This window comes from Novosphingobium sp. SG919, from assembly GCF_012932495.1.
GTDB lineage: Bacteria > Pseudomonadota > Alphaproteobacteria > Sphingomonadales > Sphingomonadaceae > Novosphingobium > Novosphingobium rhizosphaerae.
The window spans coordinates 1,701,755-1,720,809 of the sequence record NZ_JABCNG010000001.1 but is presented as its reverse complement, the minus strand read 5'-3'; the positions used below and the strand labels follow the sequence as shown (position 1 = coordinate 1,720,809).

The following is a 19,055-nucleotide window of genomic DNA, read 5'->3' as shown; positions in this document are numbered from 1 at the left end:
AAATCCGCGCAGTCAGATCTCTTTTGGCAGCACCAGATTGAGCACGACCGAAATTACCGCCGCCGGCAACACACCCGAAGACAGCAGGATGCGCGCGGTTTCGGGCAAATGGCCCAGCGCCTCCGGCTCCAGCTGAAGTCCGAGCGAAACGGACAGCGCGGTGCCGGCCACCAGCATGTTGCGCTGGTTCCAGGATACGCCCGAGAGCATGGCGAGCGCCGAGGATGCGACCATGCCGAACATCACGATCACCCCGCCGCCCAGCACTTCGATCGGGACGGTGGTGATCACCGCGCCGATCTTGGGCAAGAGGCCACAGACGATCAGGAACACGGCGCCCAGCGTGACGACGAAGCGGCTCATCAGGCCCGACATGGCGATCAGGCCCACGTTCTGGCTGAAGGTGGTGTTGGGCATGGCGCCGAACAGGGCCGAGAGCGCGGTGCCCACGCCATCGGCAGCCACCGCGCCCATCACTTCGCGGTCCGTCGCCCGGCGCCCCGCCCCGTTTTCGCAGATCGCCTCGACATCGCCGATCGATTCGATCGAGGAGACGAAGCCGATCAGGCAGAAGCCGAGGATCGCCGATGGGGACAGTTCCCAGCCAAACGCGAGGAAGCGCGGCAGCATGGCCCAGTGCGCCTGGGCCACCGGCGCGAAATCCACCCGCCCCATGATCAGGGCCACGCCATAGCCGGCGAGCAGGCCGAGCAGCACCGCCGCAGTGGACAGCACGCCCTTGCCAAAGAACTTGAGGCCCAGAGTCACGAAGACCACCACCCCGGCCAGGAACCAGCTGGCCGGCGCGCCATAGGCCGGCTGCCCGCGTAAAGTGACGCCGCCAGCGGCATATTCCACGCCGACGCGCACCAGCGACAGGCCGATCATCAGCACGACAAGGCCGGTGACCAGCGGCGGCAGGGCAAAGCGAATCGGGCCGACCAGGCGGCTGAGCCCGGCATGAAGCATCCCGGCCAGGAACGCCGCCGTCGTCAGCGCCGCCATGCCCTCTACGCCCTTGCCGGCAACGATCGGGATCATCACCGAAATGAACGCGAAACTGGTGCCCTGCACCAGCGGCAGGCGCGCGCCGATCGGCCCCAGGCCCACGGTCTGCAACAGCGTGGCCACGCCAGCAAACAGCATGGCGGCCTGGATCATGTAGATCAGTGCCGACGGATCGGCCGAACCAAAGCCGAAGCCGGCCGCCCCCGCCACGATGATCGGCGGGGTGATGTTGGAAACGAACATGGCCAGCACATGCTGCACGCCCAGCGCCACGGCCATCGGCAGCGGCGGCACATAGGCAGGATCGCGGCGCTGCTCGGGCGTGAGACCGTCGCCGGTGGCGGCATCGGCCGGTGCCGCTTCGGGTAATGCTGCTGATGCCATCGCTGCTGCCTTCGTTTCCTGTGCCTATGCCATCAACCGAGCGAGCGCGGCCTGCGCGCCGGCCACCACGCTTTGGCGCGAAACCCGCGCCAGTTCTCCATCACGCACCACCGCGCGGCCTTCGACGAACACGTCGCGCGGCCCCGATGGTGGCGCGAGGACCAGCGCAGCGAGTTTGTCCCAACTGCCGCTCGAGGCGATCTCGTCCACCGGCCAGATCGCCAGGTCGGCGCGCTTGCCCGCGGCCAGTTGCCCGCAATCATGCCGGCCCAGGATCTGGGCGCCGCCACGCGTCGCCATGCGCAAGGCTTCCCGCGCGGATAGCGCGCCTGCCCCGCCGTTCACGCGCTGGAGCAGCATGGCCTGGCGCGCTTCGGCCAAGAGGTTCCCGCGGTCGCTGGAAGCGGAGCCATCGACGCCGAGGCCAAGCGGCACCCCTGCATCCAGCATGGCGCGCACCGGTGCGATGCCCGAGCCAAGACGGCAGTTGGAGCACGGGCAATGGGCCACGCCCGTGCGGGTGCGGGCAAACAGGGCAATTTCGGCCGCGTCGAGCTGCACGCAGTGGGCGTGCCACACGTCTGGCCCGGTCCAACCCAGGCTTTCAGCATAGTCCCCCGGCCGGCAGCCGAATTTCTCCAGGCTGTAGCGCACGTCGTCGGCGTCTTCGGCCAGGTGGGTGTGCATCATCACACCCTTGTCACGCGCCAGGATCGCGGCATCGCGCATCAGTTCGCGGCTGACCGAGAACGGCGAGCATGGCGCCACGCCCACGCGGACCATCGCGCCATCGGCGGGATCATGGAACGCATCGATCACGCGCACCATGTCGTCCAGGATCGCCGGTTCGGCTTCCACCAGGCTGTCTGGCGGAAGGCCGCCCAGGCTTTCGCCCACGCTCATCGCGCCGCGCGTGGGCTGGAAGCGGATGCCGACGCCTTGCGCGGCGGCAATGGTGTCTTCCAGGCGCACACCATTGGGAAAGAGATAGAGGTGGTCCGAAGACAGCGTGCAGCCCGACAGCGCCAGTTCGGCCAGCCCCAGTTGTGTCGCTGCAAACACGTCGTCGGGGGTATAGCGCGCCCAGATCGGATACAGCGTCTTGAGCCAACCGAACAGCGAGGCGTCCTGGCAACCCGGCACCGCGCGGGTGAGTGACTGATAGAGGTGGTGGTGGGTGTTGACGAGGCCGGGCGTCACCACGCAGCCCCGCGCATCGATGGTTTCGATGCCATCGAGCAGCGGGGCCAGATCGGCCGTGCTACCCACTGCCACGATCGCGCCATCGCGCCACACCACGCCGCCATCGGCGATTTCCGTTGCCGCATCATCCATCGTGGCCACGATATCGGCATGGATGACGGCCAGACTGCTCATTGCGGCGGCGCCTTGGTATAGCGCGGCCAATCGGCCAGCAGCGTGTCGACGACCTTGGAGCCCACCGTGTAAAGCGCTTCGAGCGAGGCGCGCATGCCCGAATAGTTCTGGTTTTCCTTGAGCAGGTATTCCGCCGGCGCTTCACCGGGTGGCGGCATCGTGAAATTGGATGCCCCACGCAGCACCATCACCCGGTTGCGATCGGCCCGGCCGATGCGCGCGAGATAGTCGATCGATTGGAACGTGCCGGTTTCCTCCATCGCAGAGGTAACGAACACGCCCTTGCCTGCGGTCCAGAAGTCTACCCAATCGTGCGCCCAGTCGGTCATCTTGGCGCCGTGCCAGAACGTCATGGCCGCCAGGTTGTCGCCGGTCATGACCTTGGGTGGCGATTGCGCGGGCGGCATGCCGGCATAAGGCGCGCGGGCCGATGCCAGTTCGGCGCTGTCGGCCAGCTTGATGTCCTTGGTCAGGCCATAGGCCCAATCCGCCAGCTTGGGATTAAGCGCAAACATCTCGCCCTCGTCCGCCTGCTGCGGACGCTTGTCACCAGGTCCATTGGAATGCAGCGCAAAGTAGCCGCTTTTCCAGTCGGCGGGAATTTCGCGGGCGTCGATCTCGTGCGCTAGGTCGCCATCGACGAGGTAATGCGCCCAGACGGCGGAACCGATCGTGGCCTGGTGTGGATCGACCCCGGCGATGCCCGCCACCAGCCAATAGGCGTGGGAAAGATCGAACCGCTGGTCGAGCCCGAGGGCCAGCGTGGCGGTCGCCGAGCGGATCGAGCCCATGCCGGTTACCATGCCCAGGATCTGGCTCTGCGGGTTGTAATAGAGATCGTGGTGCGATTGTGGAAACGGAATACGCACGTCGAGCTTGCGCCGCTCGCGCCAGAACTGGAATTCGCCCGGCGCGTCGCCGGTGTCCTGGCCAACCTCGAACATGGTCACGATCACGACCTTGACCGGAATCTTGGCAGCGCAAGACCCACCGGGTGCGCAGCGCAGTGCGGCCGAGACAGCGGGGGGCACCGAAGGCGTCGGCGCAGCTTGGGCCATGGTGCCGGCAACCCCTGCCAACAAAGCCAAGGCGGTGGCGGCGCGGAGCAGGCCCTTCATATCAAACATCATCTTTATCCGATAACAGGTTGGCAGGGCGGCAGAACTCCGCCGCCCTGCCCGAGGGATCAGAACTTGTACTGAATGGTCGCCTGGAAGCTGCGCGGCTGTTGCGGCAGCGCGATGTCGGCCCCGAACAGATCCTGGCCACCCGCGCGGAAATAGCGGGCGTTGTTGAGGTTCTTGACCACGGCGCGGAACAGCCACGGCCCCGTGGTGAACGAAGCGCCGGCATTGACCAGCCAATAGGCCGGCAGGCGCACCTTCTGGCTATAGCCCGAGAACACCGAGTCCACATGGCTGACGTCGGCATTGACCGCGAGGCCATTGTCGAACGCATAAGTGCCGGTGGCCGAAACCACGTTGTGCGGAATGCCGGGGCGGCGTGCCTCGGAATTGGTGCTCGGGAACAGGTAGCCGATCTGGCTACCGCCCAGATAGAGCGAGGCATCCTTGACGTTCACCAGGTCACCGATGCCGAAGTAGTTGAAATAGCCGCCGCTGGAGAGCGCCGAGATATTGACCACGTCGATATAGGTGTAGTTGGCGGTGACCAGCGCGTGGCGATCGATCGACCAGCGCACTTCGGCTTCGACGCCCTTGGTGCGGATCGACTGGTTGGTCAGCGGGCTGTCGGAAACGACGTCGGTGCGCTCCTGCTTGTAGACCGAGACCGCCGCATAGAGCCGCTTGTCGAGGAATTCGCCCTTAACCCCGGCTTCATAGAGGCGCGAAGCCGAGAGGAACGTACCCGAAGCGATTGCCGCCGGCTGGATTTCAGCCCCTTCCCCGGCCACCACGGTCGATTGGCGCGAGGCGGTGAAATAGGGGATCAGGCCGATCGGCGTGCGATAGGAGATGCTGCCGTTCCACGACAGGCCGCTGTCGTTGCCGGTCGCCTTGGGCACGGCGGGGAGGCCGGTGGGGTCATACTTGGACACGATCGCGGTGGACGTCGCGTGGACATGGTCCCAGCGCAGGCCGCCGATCAGGTCCAGCCCGAAATCGAAATCGACATCGACGAGGCCGGCGAGGCCGACATCGAGATAGTGGCCCTTCAGGTAATCCGAATAATCGCAATCGCAATCGGTCGAAAGCTGGCGCGTGGACGCGGCGGTATAGCCGGTGGTGATATCGGGCCGGTTCCACAGCTCCACGCCAAAGTCGTCGGCAAACTTGAACTTGGTGTAGCGCAGCGAGGGCGCTGCCTGGACCGAGATCTTGGCGCCCGAGGTGGTGAAGCTGTCGCTGATCACCACCTTGTCTTCCAGCACGTAGGAATCGATCATCTGCGAGAAGCCGTAATAGTTCTCGTTGAGATTCTTGGTGCCGTCGTAGAAGACTTGGTTCTTGATCTCGAGCTTGCCCGGCCCGGTCCAGATCAGGTCGAAATAGAACGTCTTCTGGTCGTTGTTGAGCTTGTCGTTGGGGCCGGTCAGCGTGTCACGCTTGCTCAGCTTGGTGGTGCCGGGGTTGACCAGCGCCAGATCGGGATAGTTCGCCTTGAGGCAGGCGTCGGTCCAGCCCGAAGCGCCGATGCCGCCGCCGCAGCCGAAAGAACCGAAGATGGTCAAGCCCTTGCCACCATTGGCGGCGTAGGCTTCCGAGCGCGAAATCTGGCCATCGCCATTGGTATCGACCGAGGTGCTGGCATTGCCGGTGATGTAAGTGCCGTTATCGACCAGATCCTGCGTCAGGCGGTTCCAGCCGCCATTTTGCTGGCCGCGGAACTTCTGGTACATGCCGCCGAATTCGGTGCGCAGGTTGCTGGTGATGTCGGTGTCGAACGCCGCCGAAAGCACCAGGTTGCGCGGGTGGATATTGCGGTAATAGCTGCCCGAATCCTCGTTTTCGGCATAGAGGCTGTAGCCGAACTGGTGGTCGCCGATCTTGCCGGGGCCGGTCACGCTGCCCTTGAGCACGCTGCGCGCCCAGCTGCCTGTGTCATAGCTGAGGAAGCCGTGCGCCTCGGGCGCATAGGTGCCATTGGCGGCGCGCGCCGTCTTGGGCACGAAGTTCATGTAGCCGCCGGTCTTGGACGGACCATAGATCGGCGAGGCGGGGCCGCGCACGATGTCGATGCGGTCGGCCGCGGCGATCGGGGTGGGATAGTTGCCCGGGTTTTCCAGGCGCAGCATGCCACGGAAATAGACTTCGCCGGGGGTGCCGCGAATGTCGAGCGCGCCGCCGGTGCCGAAGAACGAGCTGGTGAACGTGCCGGGCACCTGGCTGACGAGATCGTAGATCTGGGTGATGCCAAAGCGTTCAAGCTGTTCGGAACTGACCGACGAAGCCGCGCGCGGCGTTTCGGCCAGGGTCTTGTCGAACCCGAAGACCGAGCCGACGTCCTTCAGAGGCAGCGCGCCGAGCGAACCCGACACGACGATTTCGGGCTTGTCGCCATCGGCTTCCGGCGCTGGAGCGGCCTGGTCGGCCAGGGCCGGACGGGCCATGGCGGTGCCGGCCAACAGGGCCAGGGCCACCAGGGCGCGGCGCCCTGCTCGCGTGGATGTGGCGCGCGTGGGTGTGGGTTGGTGCGGCCGTGCTTGCATCTTGCTCATTTTCAATAACCCCCATGATCGGGCCGCGCCGCGGTGGGCGCGCCGTCCGTTGCTGTTTTTTCGCCTTCGCGCCCCTCCCGGGCCTGGCTTTGATTTTATGCCTTTGTAATTATGCTGCTTTCTTCGAAACTTGGGTCGCTTGTGCGATCTCTTCGGCCTCGAACCGGTCAAGCCTGCGTTCCAGTTCAATTTGCAGGCGGGCCTTTTCGCTGCCGGCAAGGAAGGCCTGGCAGGCGGCGGTTGCCAGTGCCGCGTTGGCACAGGGCGCGGCCCATTGGCCGGGCTCATGGGCGCGCCACAGGCTGGCGCCGGGCAGGAAGCTGTATTCCAGGCTGGCGCGCGTGATGGCCTTGAGATCGGCATAGCCCAGGCCCTGCTCGCGCACGGCCCGGACGTATTCGTTGGTAAGGTCGGTGCGCAGCACGCCCTGGTCGTCGGTGGCGAGCACGACCGGCACGCCGTAGCGGCGATAGAGCGCCAGCGGATGATCGGCGCCCTTCACCCCCAGGATCACGGCATTGCTGGTGAGGTTGATTTCCACGGCCACGCCATCGCGGGCCATGCGCGCCAGGGTTTGCCGGCCGTGGTCTTCAAAGGCGATATCGACACCATGGCCGATGCGCCGCGCGCCCGAGGCGACTGCCTTTTCGATATGATCGCCCAGGTCTGCGGGCGGAACCTGGCCAAATGCCAGTTCGCCCGCATGCATCGAGACGGCGACGCCGGGATGGCGCTGTTCCAGCAGGCGGAACATCGCCATGTGCAGATCGTAATCGGCGCGGGCCACGGGCCAGTCTTCGGGCTGGACGATATTGGCGCCAACAAAGCGCGGGTCCTGCTCGGCCAAGGCGAAGGCGAGGATCAGCGCGCGAAACACCGCCGCGGGCGGCACGTCGCGCAGCGCCCATGCCAGGTAATGGACCACCACCGCGCAGCCCGGCTCTGCACGGGGCGTGCCGCAAGCCATGCCAGCGCGGGCTTCGGCTTCCTCTGCATCGATCTGCGCGCGCATGGCCGGAACCAGCGCGGCCAGGCGCGGCCCCTCTTGAGCCAGGAAAGCGGGCAGGCCAGCCATGTCGAGCGACTGGGCCGGGGCAGACAGGGCAGCGCCCAGCAGCGCGGGCGGGTTGTGGTCCAGTTCCAGATACAGCAGGCCATCGCGGGCCGCCTGGCGCCGCGCCGCGATCATGGCCTGGGCGTCTTCGCCCACCAAGGCAGGTGCAAAACGATCGAACGTGGCAAAGAACTGGTCATGGCCGCTGGTGGCACCCGCCCCTACCCCGGATTGCCAGGCGCGCGTGGACAGGCTGTCTACCAGCCTGGCATAGAGCGCGGGCTGGGTTGCCCCCAGGCTGGCCGCATCGCTGCCCGGTGCGCATGGCGGAGAGGCAAAGCCGGCGCCATCCGCCGCCACGCACAGCCCCTTGCGCCCGGCCCAGCCGATCATGTCTTCGGCATAGAGAGCGCCCGACAGATGGTTGTGCAGGTCGCCGCCCTTGGGAAAGGATCGCAGCAGCAGGCGCAACTCACCCGGATCGCGCGCGGCCTCGGCCAGGATCGCGCCCATGGCCGCTTCGCGTGCCCCGTTTGCATGCATCAACATGGGCGTGCCAGACTTGCCCCAGAGCGGCGCAGCGCCGGCCAGGCCAAAGGCCAGCCCCCCCGCCAATAGCGCGGCTTTGGCAGCCCCCAGCCTCATGGCTGGCCCGCGCTCGGTACGCTGTCGCGATAGCGCGGCCAATCCGCCAACAGCCGATGCACGACCACCGCGCCAACGCGATAGTTTGCTTCATAGGCGGCGACCTGGCCCGGTCCTTCGTCCCCGACGCTTGCCAGCGGCGATTGGCCCGGTGGCGGCATCGAGGGGTTGCTGGCACTGCGCAGCACCATCACCCGGCTCATGTCCACCAGACCCGCCCGGCTGGCAGCCAGCATGGTGCCGGCCATCAACTGGCTTTCCATGTTGGTCATCACGAAGCGGCCTTGGCCCTGGGTCCACAGCTTGACCCAATCGCGTGCCCATTGCGTGCGCCCGGCGCCGTGCCAATAGCGCAGCGCACCCAGCGTTTCGCCCATCAGCACGAAAGGCGGACGCTGCGCCTGGGGAAAGCCTTTCCACCGCGCCCGCGCGGCCTTGAGCGCGGGCGTATCGGGGATCGGCGTGTCCTTGCTGAGCGCAAAGGCCCATTGCGCCAATCCCTGGTTGAGCGGCACGGCCATGCCCAGCGAGCTGGTGTCGGTCATCCCGCCAAAGCTGTCGGCCGATTGCGGCAATTGCCCCGGTGCCTTGGCGCCAATGGCAAAGAGGCCATAAGGCCAGCCCTTGGGCACATCGGCCTCGGCGAACTCGCGCAGCGCGTCGCCGCTCACCACCCAGCGCGCCCAGGCGGCGCTGCCTACCGAGGCCGCCTTGGGATCCGCGCCGGAAATGCCGGTAAACAGCCAATAGGTGTGCGAGAAATCAAAGCGCGGATCGAGCAGCAGCGCCATCAACTGGATTTCGGGCGTGACCACCAGCGAATGGGCATCGCCCCACACCATGCCATAGAGCCCGTCGGCGTTGCGGCGCAGCGGATGCAGCGCGCCACGCACCGGGATTACTTCGTCCAGGTGCTCGCGCTCTGCCCAAAGCTGGAATTCTCCCGGCGCGTCGCCAGTATCGGCGCCGGGCTCGAAATTGGCGATCACCATGACCTTGACCGGGATCGCCTGCACCGCCGGCACGGCCGGCAGCGCGGGTTCGGCCGCGTGCGAAGACAGCGGCATGGCAAGTGCAAGCGCCGCGATCATCGCGCTGCCCGTGGTCACAAGCCTTTTGATGGCCCCTGGCTGATTGCCGGGCCTCGCTGCCGTTATGCGCCCCAAAACACGTTCCCTGAATGATATTTTGTGTCTGAAGCTTGCTAAAAGACTTATGGCGTTGCAATCAATCACAATGAATTTGACAGAGCGTTGCAAAAATTAGAGAGCCCCCAAATGCCAGCCTTCTCCCGCTTCCTCCGCTACTTCATGACCGTTGGCCGGCTGGGCTCCATTCGTAAGGCGGCCGACGAACTCAATGTCTCGGCCTCGGCGATCGATCGCCAGATCCTCAATGCCGAAGCCGAACTGGGCATGCCGTTGTTCGAGCGGCTGCCCACGGGCCTGCGCCTGACCGCTGCGGGTGAAATCGTGATGGCCGCCGGCACGCGCTGGCAAAAAGGCTTGATCGACGTGCGCGCCCAGATCGAGGATTTGCGCGGGCTCAAGCGCGGGCACGTGACCATCGCGATCATGGACGCGCTCACCAAGGGCTACATCCCGGCGCGCATCCGCACGATCCAGAACCGCTATCCCGGGATCACCGTGGACGTGCGGGTGATGGCCAACGAGCACATCCGCGGGGCCATCGCCAGCGGCGAGGTCGATTTTGGCATCTGCTTCGATCCGCAGACCTTTCGCGATCTTACCGTGCTGGCTTATGCCAATATCCGCCTGGGCTTCGTCGTGCCGGCAGACCATCCCTTTGCCGCCCGCGCCTCGGCCCGGTTTTCTGCCTGCGCCGGCATGCCGATGATCCTGCCCGCGCCGCCGCTGGCCGTGGCGCAGCAGGTCCAGGTGCTGGCCGGCACGTCGAAAATGCCGCTGGAGCGCAAGGCTTCATCCGACAATATCCAGATGATCACGTCGCTCGTGCTCGAAGGCGTGGGCCTGGGCCTGCTCACCTCGCTCGACGTGGCCAACGAAGTGCGAGGCGGCCTTTTGGCATTCGTCCCGCTTACCGACCCGGTGCTCAAGCCGATGACTCTGGCGCTGTGCACGGCCACATCGCGCGCCACGTCCTATGCCGCCGATGTCGTGCTTCAGGAAATCCAGAACAGCTTTACCGCGCTCGACTATATGGACCCCAGTTAAGCAAGCCTGTAAGGGCGGCTACTTCGAATCGGGACTGGCCGGAACGGGTGGCCACCCGCCTTCTGCTTTCCCCTATCCCACGCGGACCTGCGCCATGACCCAGCCTGTTTTCGATTATATCGCCTATGACGATTTCCTGGCGATCGTGCGCACGCTGTCGCACACCGTGGGCGCGGGCGATTGGAAGCCCGATTTCGTCGTCGGCATCGGGCGCGGCGGGCTGGTCCCGGCGGTCTACATGAGCCAGATCCTGGATGTGCCGATGCTGTCGATCGACCAGTCGGCCAAAGTGCCCGGCTTTGCCGACGAACTGCTGGTCAAGCTCGCCACGATGACCAAGGCCGGCCAGCGCATCCTGATCATCGACGATATCAACGATTCCGGCCGCACCATCGCCCAGTTGCGCCGCCTGCTGCGCGCGCACGATACGGTGGAAGACCACCTGCGCTTTGCGGTGATGATCAACAACGCGGTGTCGCTCGAAACCGTGGACTATGCGGTGCAGACGATCGACCGCACCACCGACAAGCGCTGGTTCGTGTTCCCGTGGGAAGCGGTCGCCACCACCGAAACGCTGACCGGCCAGGCCAACGAAGTGCCCGAACGGCTGGCCTGAACCGCCTTCTATTTCCCGACCAGCCGCGCCAGCATCGTTTCCAGCTTGGGCACGTCGATCGCCAGGATGACGTCCTGCGCCTGCTCGCCCAGGCCGGGGTGATAGGCCTCGTCCCAACTGAGCGTATCGCCATAGCCGGCGCCCTGCTGGCTTTCGAAATCGATATACAGCCGGCAATGCGTGGCCACCAGCGCGGGATCGAGCCAGACCGCGGCGGCAATCTCGTCCCATAGCGGGAAACCGGGCTCCAGCGCCGTGACGAAGCGGTCCACGCCCGGCCGTGCGGCCTTGCCCAGCCGCGCGATCAACGCGGGGCTGAGCTGCGTTGCGGTGGAAGGATCGACCGGCACCATCGTGATCTTGCGCCAGGGCGCACGGGCCATGATGCTGGCCGCCTCGGGATCGAAGCGGATGTTGAATTCGCGGCGCGGGGTGTTGACGAATTCCCGCGCGAAATCGGCGGCGGCGCGGTTGTCGATCACCTGGCGCGGCGCCAGGCTGCCACCCATGTAGACCAGTTCGCGCGCCAGGCCGGCAAACGCCGGGTCCAGCCGCTGCGCCAGCGCCAGGTTGGTCATCGGCCCGCAGGCCACGATGGTGATCTGGCCGGGATACTTGTGCACCATGCGGATCAGGAAATTGGCGGCGATCTCGTCAACAGCGTGCGTGGTGGGGTTGCCACCCGGCAGGTCTACCGGATCGTTGGGCCCGTGATAGGGCGGCGGCGCCTGCTGGGTGTCTTCCACCCAGCGCTTCATGAACGCGCCCTTGAACACCAGGGGCCCGTGGTCCTTCTCCCACCGCTCCGTCAGCACTTCGGAATTGAGCAGTGGGAACGTGGCGCCCGGAACCACCGGCACATCGGTGCGCCCGATCCATTCCAGCCCACGCAGCGCCTGCGCCCTGACCCGGTTTTCCCAGGCATTGCCCGAAACCGTGGTGAGACCCAGCACCTCCACATCGGGCGAAGACAGCAGCATCACCTGCATCAGGCCAAAGCCATCGTCGTCGATGATCACCTTGCGTGCATCTGGGCGCTTTTCCGGCGCCGCTTGCGCCGTGGCAGACAGCGCCAGCAGCGCCGCCACGGCCAAGAGCTTAATGTGCCGCAGCATAAGCCTCGATATCCTCCAGATGGCGGGCAATGGCTTCAGCTGGCAGGAAAGAGCCGGTGAAGCTGTTACGGGCCAATTGCACCAGATGATCCTGCGAAAGCCCACGTGCCCGCGCCACGGCCAGATAATTATCGGCGACATAGCCGCCGAAATAGGCCGGATCGTCGGAATTGACCGTGGCTGCCAAGCCCAGATCCAGCATCCTGTCCAGCGGATGATCGGCCAGATCGTTGACCACGCAGAGCTTGTGGTTGGACAGCGGGCAGACCGTCAGCGTCATGCCCTCTGCCGCCAGACGGGCAACCAGGGCCTCATCTTCCAGCGCGCGATTGCCATGGTCGATGCGGTCCACTTGCAACAGGTCAAGCGCCTCGTGCACATAGGCCGGCGGCCCCTCTTCCCCGGCATGGGCCACGCGCTTGAGCCCCTTGGCCGCAGCAGCGGCAAAGACCCGCGCGAACTTCTCTGGCGGATGCCCCACTTCCGAAGAATCGAGGCCGGCCGCGGCAATGCGATCGAGCCACGGTTCGGCCATGGCCAGCGTGGCAAAGGCCGCATCTTCAGACAGATGGCGCAGGAAGCTCAGGATCAGGGCGCTGGTCATGCCATGGCGCGCCTTCGCCTCATCCATGGCAGACAACAGCCCCTCGATCACTTCGGCAAAGGGCACGCCGCGATCGGTGTGGGTCTGCGGATCGAACATGATCTCGGCATGGCGCACGCCGTCGGCGGCCGCGCGTGCGAAGTAGGCCATGGCGAGATCGTGAAAGTCCTGCCGGGTCAGCAACACACCCGCGCCGGCGTAATAGATGTCGAGAAAATCCTGGAGGTTGGAAAAGGCATAGGCCGCGCGCACCGCCTCCACGCTGGGATAGGGCAGCGCCACGCCGTTGCGATGGGCGAGCGCGAACATCAGTTCCGGCTCAAGGCTGCCTTCTATGTGCAGGTGCAGTTCCGCCTTGGGCAGGCCGCGCACAAAGGCTTCCAAATCAACCACAATTCGCTCCTTTTGCGCTGTCTTTGTCCCAGGCGCATTCGCCCATGATCCAGGTTTGCGCAACCACCCGATCATCACCCAGGATTTGCATGGCAAACAGCCGCTCGGCCAGGCTCGCCCCGGCACAGCGCCGCGCCAGCAGGGGCGTTGCCGCGCTGTCGAGCACGACGAAATCGGCCTCCTGCCCCACGGCGAGCGCGCCCACCTTGTCCGCGATATGCAACAGCCGCGCGCTGCCCGTGGTGGCGAGATAGAGCGCGCGGAACGGATCGAGCCGCTCCTCGCGCGCCAGGGCGGCCTGATAGGCCTGCCCCTGGGTATAGAGCATCGAAAAGCTGGTGCCTGCGCCCACGTCCGTCCCCAGCCCCAGCTTCACGCCCAGGCGGTCTGCCTGGCCAAAGTGGAAGAAGCCCGATCCCAGGAACAGGTTGGACGAGGGACACACGGCAATCCCGGCGCCGCTTTGCGCCAGGCGCGCGCCCATGCGGTCCGACAGGTGGATGCCATGGGCAAATACGCTGCGTTCGCCCACCAGGCCAAAGCGGTCGTAAACGTCGAGGTAGTCGGCCGCTTCGGTAAAGCGCGCCGCCACCGCCGCGCATTCGTGGCGGTTTTCGGCCAGGTGCGTGTGTAGCAGCACTTCGGGATGAGCAGCCAGCAGTTCCCCGGCCAGCGCAAGCTGTTCGTCCGAAGATGTCAGCGCGAAGCGCGGCGTGATGGCGTAAGACAGCCGCCCGCGCCCGGCCCAGCGTGCGATCAGCGCCTGGGTCTGCGCCCGCGCCGCCTCCACGGTGTCACTCAGCCCCTCGGGCCCCAGGTCCATCAAGACCTTGCCCGATGCCAGCCTCATGTTCCGCGCGAGCGCCGCTTGGAACAGCGCGTCGACTGAGCCTTCGTGCACGGTGGGAAAGACCAGCGCCGACGTGGTGCCGTGGCGCAGCAGTTCGGCCAGGAACGCCTGCGCCACGTCATCGGCATGATCGCGGTCGGCGAAGGCCTTCTCGGCGGGAAAGATGTGCCGTTCCAGCCAATCGAGCAACTGCTCACCATGCGATGCGATGCGATCCATTTGCGGATAGTGGATATGCGCATCGACAAAGCCGGGCACGATCAGCCCGCCCAGCGACGTAACCGGCACATCGGCAAAGTGCGGCGCCAGATCGGCATGATCGCCACGCGCCACGATAACGCCGTCTTCCACCACCAGCAGGCCATCGGCCTGGTATTCCACCGCGTCGCCTGCCTGGAGCGGGTCTTCCCCCACCGACAGGATTTCGCCGCGAAAGGCACGCAACTTACCCAAGGATCGAAACTTTCTCTGTTGTTTCCGCCACATCTGCTGGCAACTGCAGCAATTGCGCCAAGACGGCGATGGCGATCACGTCAGGCTCCTTGCCGCCGATGCCGGCCACGCCGATCGGGCAGGTCAGGCGGCCGGGCGCCGTGGCATCGAGCCCATCGCCGTGCAAGCGCGAAACGAAGCGCGCGCGCTTGGTCGCCGAGCCGATCAGGCCGACAAAGCCACCCGCCGGCCGTTGCAGCGCGGCGCGGGTGAGGCGATAGTCGAGTGCGTGATCGTGGGTGAGGATCACGATTGCAGCCTCCGGCGGGGCTTGTGCCACGCATGAAAGGATTGCGTCGTCGGGCACGATGGTAACCCCGTCGATGCTTTCGAACATCGGCCGGGTGTCGAACCAGCACAGCCGCAGCGGCAGGCCATGGCTGTGCCGCGCGATGGCCTGGCCGACGTGCCCGGCGCCGAACAGATAGACCGGGCGGCGCCACTGGCCCACCGGTTCCAGAATGCGGGTGCCGGCTTCGGGCTTGTCGCCCCGGGCGGACAGCGCGGAAGGTTGGCCTTCTGCCGTCCAGTGCCGGTCGATCCGGTGCGGCGCAAAGTGGCTGATCAACAGCGCGCCTTCCTCCATGCCCTGCAACGGAGCCAGGGTTTGCGGATCGAGGTGCTCCACCAGCAGGCGCACCCGCCCGCCGCAGCACTGACCCAGCAGGGGGCCAAGCGGATAGTCCTGGATGCGCCAGGCCCCAGGGGCCAGGTCCAGCGTGCGACGCGCCTGTTCGATCGCCTGGAATTCCAGTGCGCCGCCGCCGATCGTACCCCAGGTGCGCCCCATGCCCACCAGCATGCGCGTGCCTGGCCCGCGCGGTGCAGAACCTTCGCTGGCCAGCACGGAAAGCATCGCCACCGGCGCGTCTGCCGCCCAGGCCCGCGCCGTTTCCCACCACGTCATGACACGCCGCCCCGTTGCCGGGCGACCGCAGCCAGCAGTCGCTCGGGCGTGGCCGGGGCATCGAGCGTCGGCCACCCCGCCGCCGGGTTGCAGGCCATCACCGCCGCGCCGAGCGCGGAAAACACCGCATTGGCCAGCATGAACGGCGGCTCCCCAACCGCTTTCGAGCGGTGGATCGTGGGCCGGTGGTTGGTCCCGTTCCACAGCGTCACGGTCAGCCGGTCGGGCCGGTCGTTGGCGGTGGGGATTTTGTAGGTGGAAGGCGCGTGGGTCAGCAGCTTGCCCGCATCGTCCCAGACCAGTTCCTCGCTGGTCAGCCAGCCCTGCCCCTGGATGAAGCCGCCTTCGATCTGCCCCTTGTCGATCGCCGGGTTCAGCGACTGGCCGCAATCGTGGAGAATGTCGGCGGCCAGCACGCGATGTTCGCCCGTCAGCGTGTCGATCACCACTTCGGCGAGCGCCGCGCCATAGGCGAAGTAATAGAACGGCTGGCCCTGGTGGGCGTCGCGATCATAATGCAGATCGGGCGTGGCGTAGTATCCGGTGGAAGACAGCGAAATCCGCGCCATGTGCGCCCGGCGACACAGCACCGGCCAGGGCATCGCTTCGCCGCCGGCGCGCACTTGCCCCCCGGCAAACACGACATCTTCGGCCGCGCCGCCAAAGGTGCGCGCGCAGAACTCGGCCAGGCGCGCACGGATGGTCTGCGCCGCGTTCAGCGCCGCCATGCCATTGAGGTCTGCCCCCGATGAAGCCGCCGTGGCCGAAGTGTTGGGCACCTTGTCGGTCCGCGTGGCGGTGATCCGCACCTGCTCCAGCCCCACGCCAAAGGCCTGGGCCACCACTTGCGCCACCTTGGTATAGAGGCCCTGCCCCATCTCGGTGCCGCCGTGGTTGATCTGGATCGAGCCATCGGCATAGACATGCAGCAGCGCGCCAGCCTGGTTGAGATGGGTGGTGGTAAAGCTGATCCCGAACTTCACCGGAGTGAGCGCCAGACCCTTCTTGAAGATCGCATTCTCCGCATTGAACCGCGCCACGGCGGCCTGGCGCGCCTCATAATCGCCATCCTCGCGCAGGCGGGCGATGAGTTCGGGCGCGATATTGTCAGCCACGGTCATGCCATAGGGCGTCACATCGCGGCCCGGCCCATAGAGATTGGCTACGCGCACCGCCAGTGGATCGAGCCCGAGGTGCCCGGCGATGGCATCCATCACCCGCTCGATCGCCAGCATCCCCTGCGGCCCGCCAAAGCCGCGAAACGCGGTGGCCGAAACCATGTTGGTCTTCAGCCGCTCCGAAACGATTTCCACGGCGGGCAGGAAATAGGCATTGTCGGCATGGAACATCGCCCGGTCGTTGATAGCGGGCGAAAGATCGACCGTGGCGCCGCAGCGCGAGGCCAGGCCGAGGCGCAGCCCCTCGATCCGCCCATCCGCATCGAAGCCCACGTCGTAATCGACCAGGAAATCGTGGCGCTTGCCGGTCTGCACCATGTCGTCGTCGCGGTCGGCTCGAAACTTGGCCGGGCGGTCGGTGTGATAGACCACCAGCGCAGCAGCAGCGGCATAGAGCGCGGCCTGGCTTTCCTTGCCGCCGAACGCGCCGCCCATGCGCCGCACTTCCACGGTCACGTCGGCCGAAGAAAGGCCCAGCATGTGCGCCACCAGATGCTGCACTTCGCTGGGATGTTGGGTGGAAGACAGCACATGGACTTGCCCGTCTTCCAGCGGCCGGGCCAGCGCGATCTGCCCTTCGAGATAGAAGTGATCCTGCCCGCCCATGGCCAGATGGCCCGCCAGGCGATACGGCGCGGCGGCCAGAGCGGCATTGGCATCGCCCCGCGCCATGCGCTGCGTTGGCTCGATCAGGCTTTGTTCGGCGCGTGCCTGCGCAACCGTAAGGATCGGGTCCTGCCGCTGATAGGCGATCTTGCCCAGCCGGGCCGCCTGCCGCGCGGCACGGCGGCTGGTGGCCGCCACCAGGAACACCGGCTGGCCCAGCCACACCACTTCGCCATCGGCCAGCAGGCGATCGTCCCCCGCCACGGGCGAGACATCGTTGGCATGGGGAATGTCGGCGGCGGTATAGACCGCCACCACGCCCGGCGCGGCGCGCACGGCGGAAAGGTCCATATCCACGATCCGCGCGCGCGCTTCGCTCGACACGCCGAACGCCAGGTGCAGCAGGCCCGGCGCTTCGGGCTCGTCGTCGATATAGCTTGCCTTACCCGCCACATGCAGGTGCGCGCTGTCGTGTCGGTAGCCAGCGCCCACGAGCGGGCCAGGCGTCTGCGTCAGGGTGTCAGCCATGGGCCACCTCCTGCACGCGCACCGCCTGGCCCTGCGCCTGGTGCCACAGCCGCCAGACCAGATTGCCGGCTGCTTCCAGCCGATAGGCCGCGCTGCCGCGCACATCGCTCAAGGGGGCAAAATCGGCGCGGATCGCCTCGGCTGCGGTGGCCATGGTTTCGGCCGTGAACGGCGCGCCCGTCAGCACCGCTTCGGCCTGCGCGGCGCGGCGTGGGGTGGCGGCCATGCCACCAAACGCGATGCGCGCGGCGGTGATCGTGCCCTGCTCCACCGTCAGGCGGAACGCGCCGCAGACCGCCGAAATGTCGCTGTCGAACCGCTTGGACAGCTTGGAGATATGCACCACATCCTGCCCGCCCGGACGCGGCACGAACACGCTTTCGACGAATTCGTCGGCGGCGCGGTCCTGCTGGCCATAGGCGATGAAGAATTGCTCCAGCGGCATCGTCCGCCGCCCGCGCACCGAGCGCAGCGTCAGCGTGGCGCCCAGCGCGATCAGCGCCGGCGGTCCGTCGCCGATGGGGGAGCCATTGGCGATGTTGCCGCCCACCGTGCCGGCATTGCGCACCTGCAAGCCACCCAGCCGGCGCACCAGTTCGCCAAGCTCGGTGCTCAACCGCGCCAGCGCGGCATGGGCATCGGCGTAGCGCACCGCGCCGCCAAGCGTCACGCCCTCGGCTCCATCCTCGATTATGCCCAGTTCGGGCACGTCGCCCACAAAAATCACGGTTTCCAAATCGACCAGCTTCTTGGTCACCCACAGGCCCACGTCGGTGGCGCCGGCCACGATCCGCGCGCCGGGATATTGCGCCAAGAGCGTGGCCAGGGCATCGGCATTGTCGGGGATGAACCAGCGCGCGGTGCGCCCATCGGGCAGGGTGGCATGGCCACAGGCCGGCCCCGTCGCGCCGCGCAGCATGGCCAGCAAGGGCGCATCGTCGCGCCCCGCCGGGGGATGCTGCGCGCCCGCTTCCAGCAGCGGCCCATAGCCGGTGCAGCGGCACAAGTTGCCGGCCAGCACATCGCCCACCGGCAGATCGCAACCCACCGCGCCCATCGCCCGCCCTTGCAACGACATGACGAAACCCGGCGTGCAGAACCCGCATTGCGATGCGCCGTTGCAGGCCATGGTCTGTTGCAGGGCATTGAGTCCCTCGCCCAGCCCATCCACCGTCAGCACGGCCTTGCCATGCAGCATCGGCAGGAACTGGATGCAGGCATTGACCGCGCGCCAGTCCAGGCGGTCCGCGCCCGGTACTGGCGTTCCCACCAGCACGGTGCAGGCCCCGCAATCGCCTTCACCACAGCCTTCCTTGGTGCCGGTCTTGCCAGGCCGGCCGCGCAGAAAATCGAGCACGGTATCGCCCGGTGCCACGCCGTCGAGTTCCACCAATTCCCCATCGCAGACAAATCGCAAGGCCATG

The 19,055-nt window shown here is 66.5% G+C and carries 14 protein-coding genes; 2 read left to right on the top strand and 12 right to left on the bottom strand.

Features of this window, described 5'->3' with window-relative positions:
* Positions 1 to 12 precede the first annotated feature (12 nt).
* The 6 genes from FHT19_RS07720 to FHT19_RS07695 form a co-directional block, all read right to left on the bottom strand.
* Positions 13 to 1,392 (bottom strand): nucleobase:cation symporter-2 family protein, encoded by a 1,380-nt coding sequence (locus FHT19_RS07720; protein WP_169474487.1) that lies wholly within the window; start codon positions 1,390 to 1,392, stop codon positions 13 to 15.
* A 24-nt stretch (positions 1,393 to 1,416) separates the two neighbouring features.
* A complete protein-coding gene (locus FHT19_RS07715; RefSeq protein ID WP_169474486.1) occupies positions 1,417 to 2,769 on the bottom strand; it encodes an 8-oxoguanine deaminase in 1,353 nt (450 codons plus the stop codon).
* Positions 2,766 to 3,887, bottom strand: a complete 1,122-nt coding sequence (locus tag FHT19_RS07710) for a purine nucleoside permease (RefSeq protein ID WP_248290310.1) — start codon at positions 3,885 to 3,887, stop codon at positions 2,766 to 2,768. Before FHT19_RS07710 ends, FHT19_RS07715 begins: the two co-directional genes overlap by 4 nt.
* 68 nt (positions 3,888 to 3,955) lie before the next feature.
* Positions 3,956 to 6,448: a TonB-dependent receptor plug domain-containing protein gene (locus FHT19_RS07705; protein ID WP_168554975.1), complete on the bottom strand. Its 2,493-nt coding sequence runs from the start codon at positions 6,446 to 6,448 to the stop codon at positions 3,956 to 3,958.
* A 109-nt stretch (positions 6,449 to 6,557) separates the two neighbouring features.
* Positions 6,558 to 8,147, bottom strand: a complete 1,590-nt coding sequence (locus FHT19_RS07700) for an adenosine deaminase (RefSeq protein WP_211184752.1) — start codon at positions 8,145 to 8,147, stop codon at positions 6,558 to 6,560.
* Positions 8,144 to 9,214, bottom strand: a complete 1,071-nt coding sequence (locus FHT19_RS07695; protein ID WP_211184753.1) for a purine nucleoside permease — start codon at positions 9,212 to 9,214, stop codon at positions 8,144 to 8,146. The genes FHT19_RS07700 and FHT19_RS07695 overlap by 4 nt, the downstream gene beginning before the upstream one ends.
* Before the next feature lie 210 nt (positions 9,215 to 9,424).
* Between FHT19_RS07695 and FHT19_RS07690 the strand changes: the two genes are divergently transcribed.
* Together FHT19_RS07690 and FHT19_RS07685 are read left to right on the top strand one after the other, a co-directional pair.
* A complete protein-coding gene (locus FHT19_RS07690) occupies positions 9,425 to 10,342 on the top strand; it encodes a LysR family transcriptional regulator (protein WP_168554973.1) in 918 nt (305 codons plus the stop codon).
* Between the two features lie 94 nt (positions 10,343 to 10,436).
* On the top strand, positions 10,437 to 10,958 hold the full coding sequence (locus FHT19_RS07685; protein ID WP_168554972.1) for a phosphoribosyltransferase family protein: 522 nt from the start codon (positions 10,437 to 10,439) through the stop codon (positions 10,956 to 10,958).
* An 8-nt stretch (positions 10,959 to 10,966) separates the two neighbouring features.
* Here FHT19_RS07685 and FHT19_RS07680 read toward each other — a convergent pair whose 3' ends face one another.
* From FHT19_RS07680 to xdhA, 6 genes are read right to left on the bottom strand one after another with little or no spacing between them, the layout of a single operon-like run.
* On the bottom strand, positions 10,967 to 12,073 hold the full coding sequence (locus FHT19_RS07680) for a nucleoside hydrolase (RefSeq protein ID WP_169474485.1): 1,107 nt from the start codon (positions 12,071 to 12,073) through the stop codon (positions 10,967 to 10,969).
* Complete coding sequence (locus FHT19_RS07675; RefSeq protein WP_248290309.1) at positions 12,057 to 13,070, bottom strand: adenosine deaminase; 1,014 nt, start codon at positions 13,068 to 13,070, stop codon at positions 12,057 to 12,059. The genes FHT19_RS07680 and FHT19_RS07675 overlap by 17 nt, the downstream gene beginning before the upstream one ends.
* Positions 13,063 to 14,373, bottom strand: coding sequence for a guanine deaminase (gene guaD / locus FHT19_RS07670; protein ID WP_248290308.1), 1,311 nt, complete (start codon positions 14,371 to 14,373; stop codon positions 13,063 to 13,065). The genes FHT19_RS07675 and guaD overlap by 8 nt, the downstream gene beginning before the upstream one ends.
* Positions 14,366 to 15,319 (bottom strand): xanthine dehydrogenase accessory protein XdhC, encoded by a 954-nt coding sequence (gene xdhC / locus FHT19_RS07665; RefSeq protein ID WP_168554968.1) that lies wholly within the window; start codon positions 15,317 to 15,319, stop codon positions 14,366 to 14,368. Before xdhC ends, guaD begins: the two co-directional genes overlap by 8 nt.
* Positions 15,316 to 17,631 (bottom strand): xanthine dehydrogenase molybdopterin binding subunit, encoded by a 2,316-nt coding sequence (gene xdhB, locus FHT19_RS07660; RefSeq protein WP_169474482.1) that lies wholly within the window; start codon positions 17,629 to 17,631, stop codon positions 15,316 to 15,318. Before xdhB ends, xdhC begins: the two co-directional genes overlap by 4 nt.
* Entirely contained in the window at positions 17,624 to 19,054 is a 1,431-nt protein-coding gene (xdhA, locus tag FHT19_RS07655; RefSeq protein WP_169474481.1) for a xanthine dehydrogenase small subunit, read from the bottom strand. The genes xdhB and xdhA overlap by 8 nt, the downstream gene beginning before the upstream one ends.
* Between the last annotated feature and the right edge of the window lies 1 nt (position 19,055).

Coding starts and splice junctions, on each gene's coding strand:
- FHT19_RS07720 (WP_169474487.1), bottom strand. CDS start 1,392: ATGGCATCAGCAGCATTACCCGAAGCGGCACCGGCCGATGCCGCCACC.
- FHT19_RS07715 (WP_169474486.1), bottom strand. CDS start 2,769: ATGAGCAGTCTGGCCGTCATCCATGCCGATATCGTGGCCACGATGGAT.
- FHT19_RS07710 (WP_248290310.1), bottom strand. CDS start 3,887: ATGAAGGGCCTGCTCCGCGCCGCCACCGCCTTGGCTTTGTTGGCAGGG.
- FHT19_RS07705 (WP_168554975.1), bottom strand. CDS start 6,448: ATGAGCAAGATGCAAGCACGGCCGCACCAACCCACACCCACGCGCGCC.
- FHT19_RS07700 (WP_211184752.1), bottom strand. CDS start 8,147: ATGAGGCTGGGGGCTGCCAAAGCCGCGCTATTGGCGGGGGGGCTGGCC.
- FHT19_RS07695 (WP_211184753.1), bottom strand. CDS start 9,214: ATGCCGCTGTCTTCGCACGCGGCCGAACCCGCGCTGCCGGCCGTGCCG.
- FHT19_RS07690 (WP_168554973.1), top strand. CDS start 9,425: ATGCCAGCCTTCTCCCGCTTCCTCCGCTACTTCATGACCGTTGGCCGG.
- FHT19_RS07685 (WP_168554972.1), top strand. CDS start 10,437: ATGACCCAGCCTGTTTTCGATTATATCGCCTATGACGATTTCCTGGCG.
- FHT19_RS07680 (WP_169474485.1), bottom strand. CDS start 12,073: ATGCTGCGGCACATTAAGCTCTTGGCCGTGGCGGCGCTGCTGGCGCTG.
- xdhC (WP_168554968.1), bottom strand. CDS start 15,319: ATGACGTGGTGGGAAACGGCGCGGGCCTGGGCGGCAGACGCGCCGGTG.
- xdhB (WP_169474482.1), bottom strand. CDS start 17,631: ATGGCTGACACCCTGACGCAGACGCCTGGCCCGCTCGTGGGCGCTGGC.
- xdhA (WP_169474481.1), bottom strand. CDS start 19,054: ATGGCCTTGCGATTTGTCTGCGATGGGGAATTGGTGGAACTCGACGGC.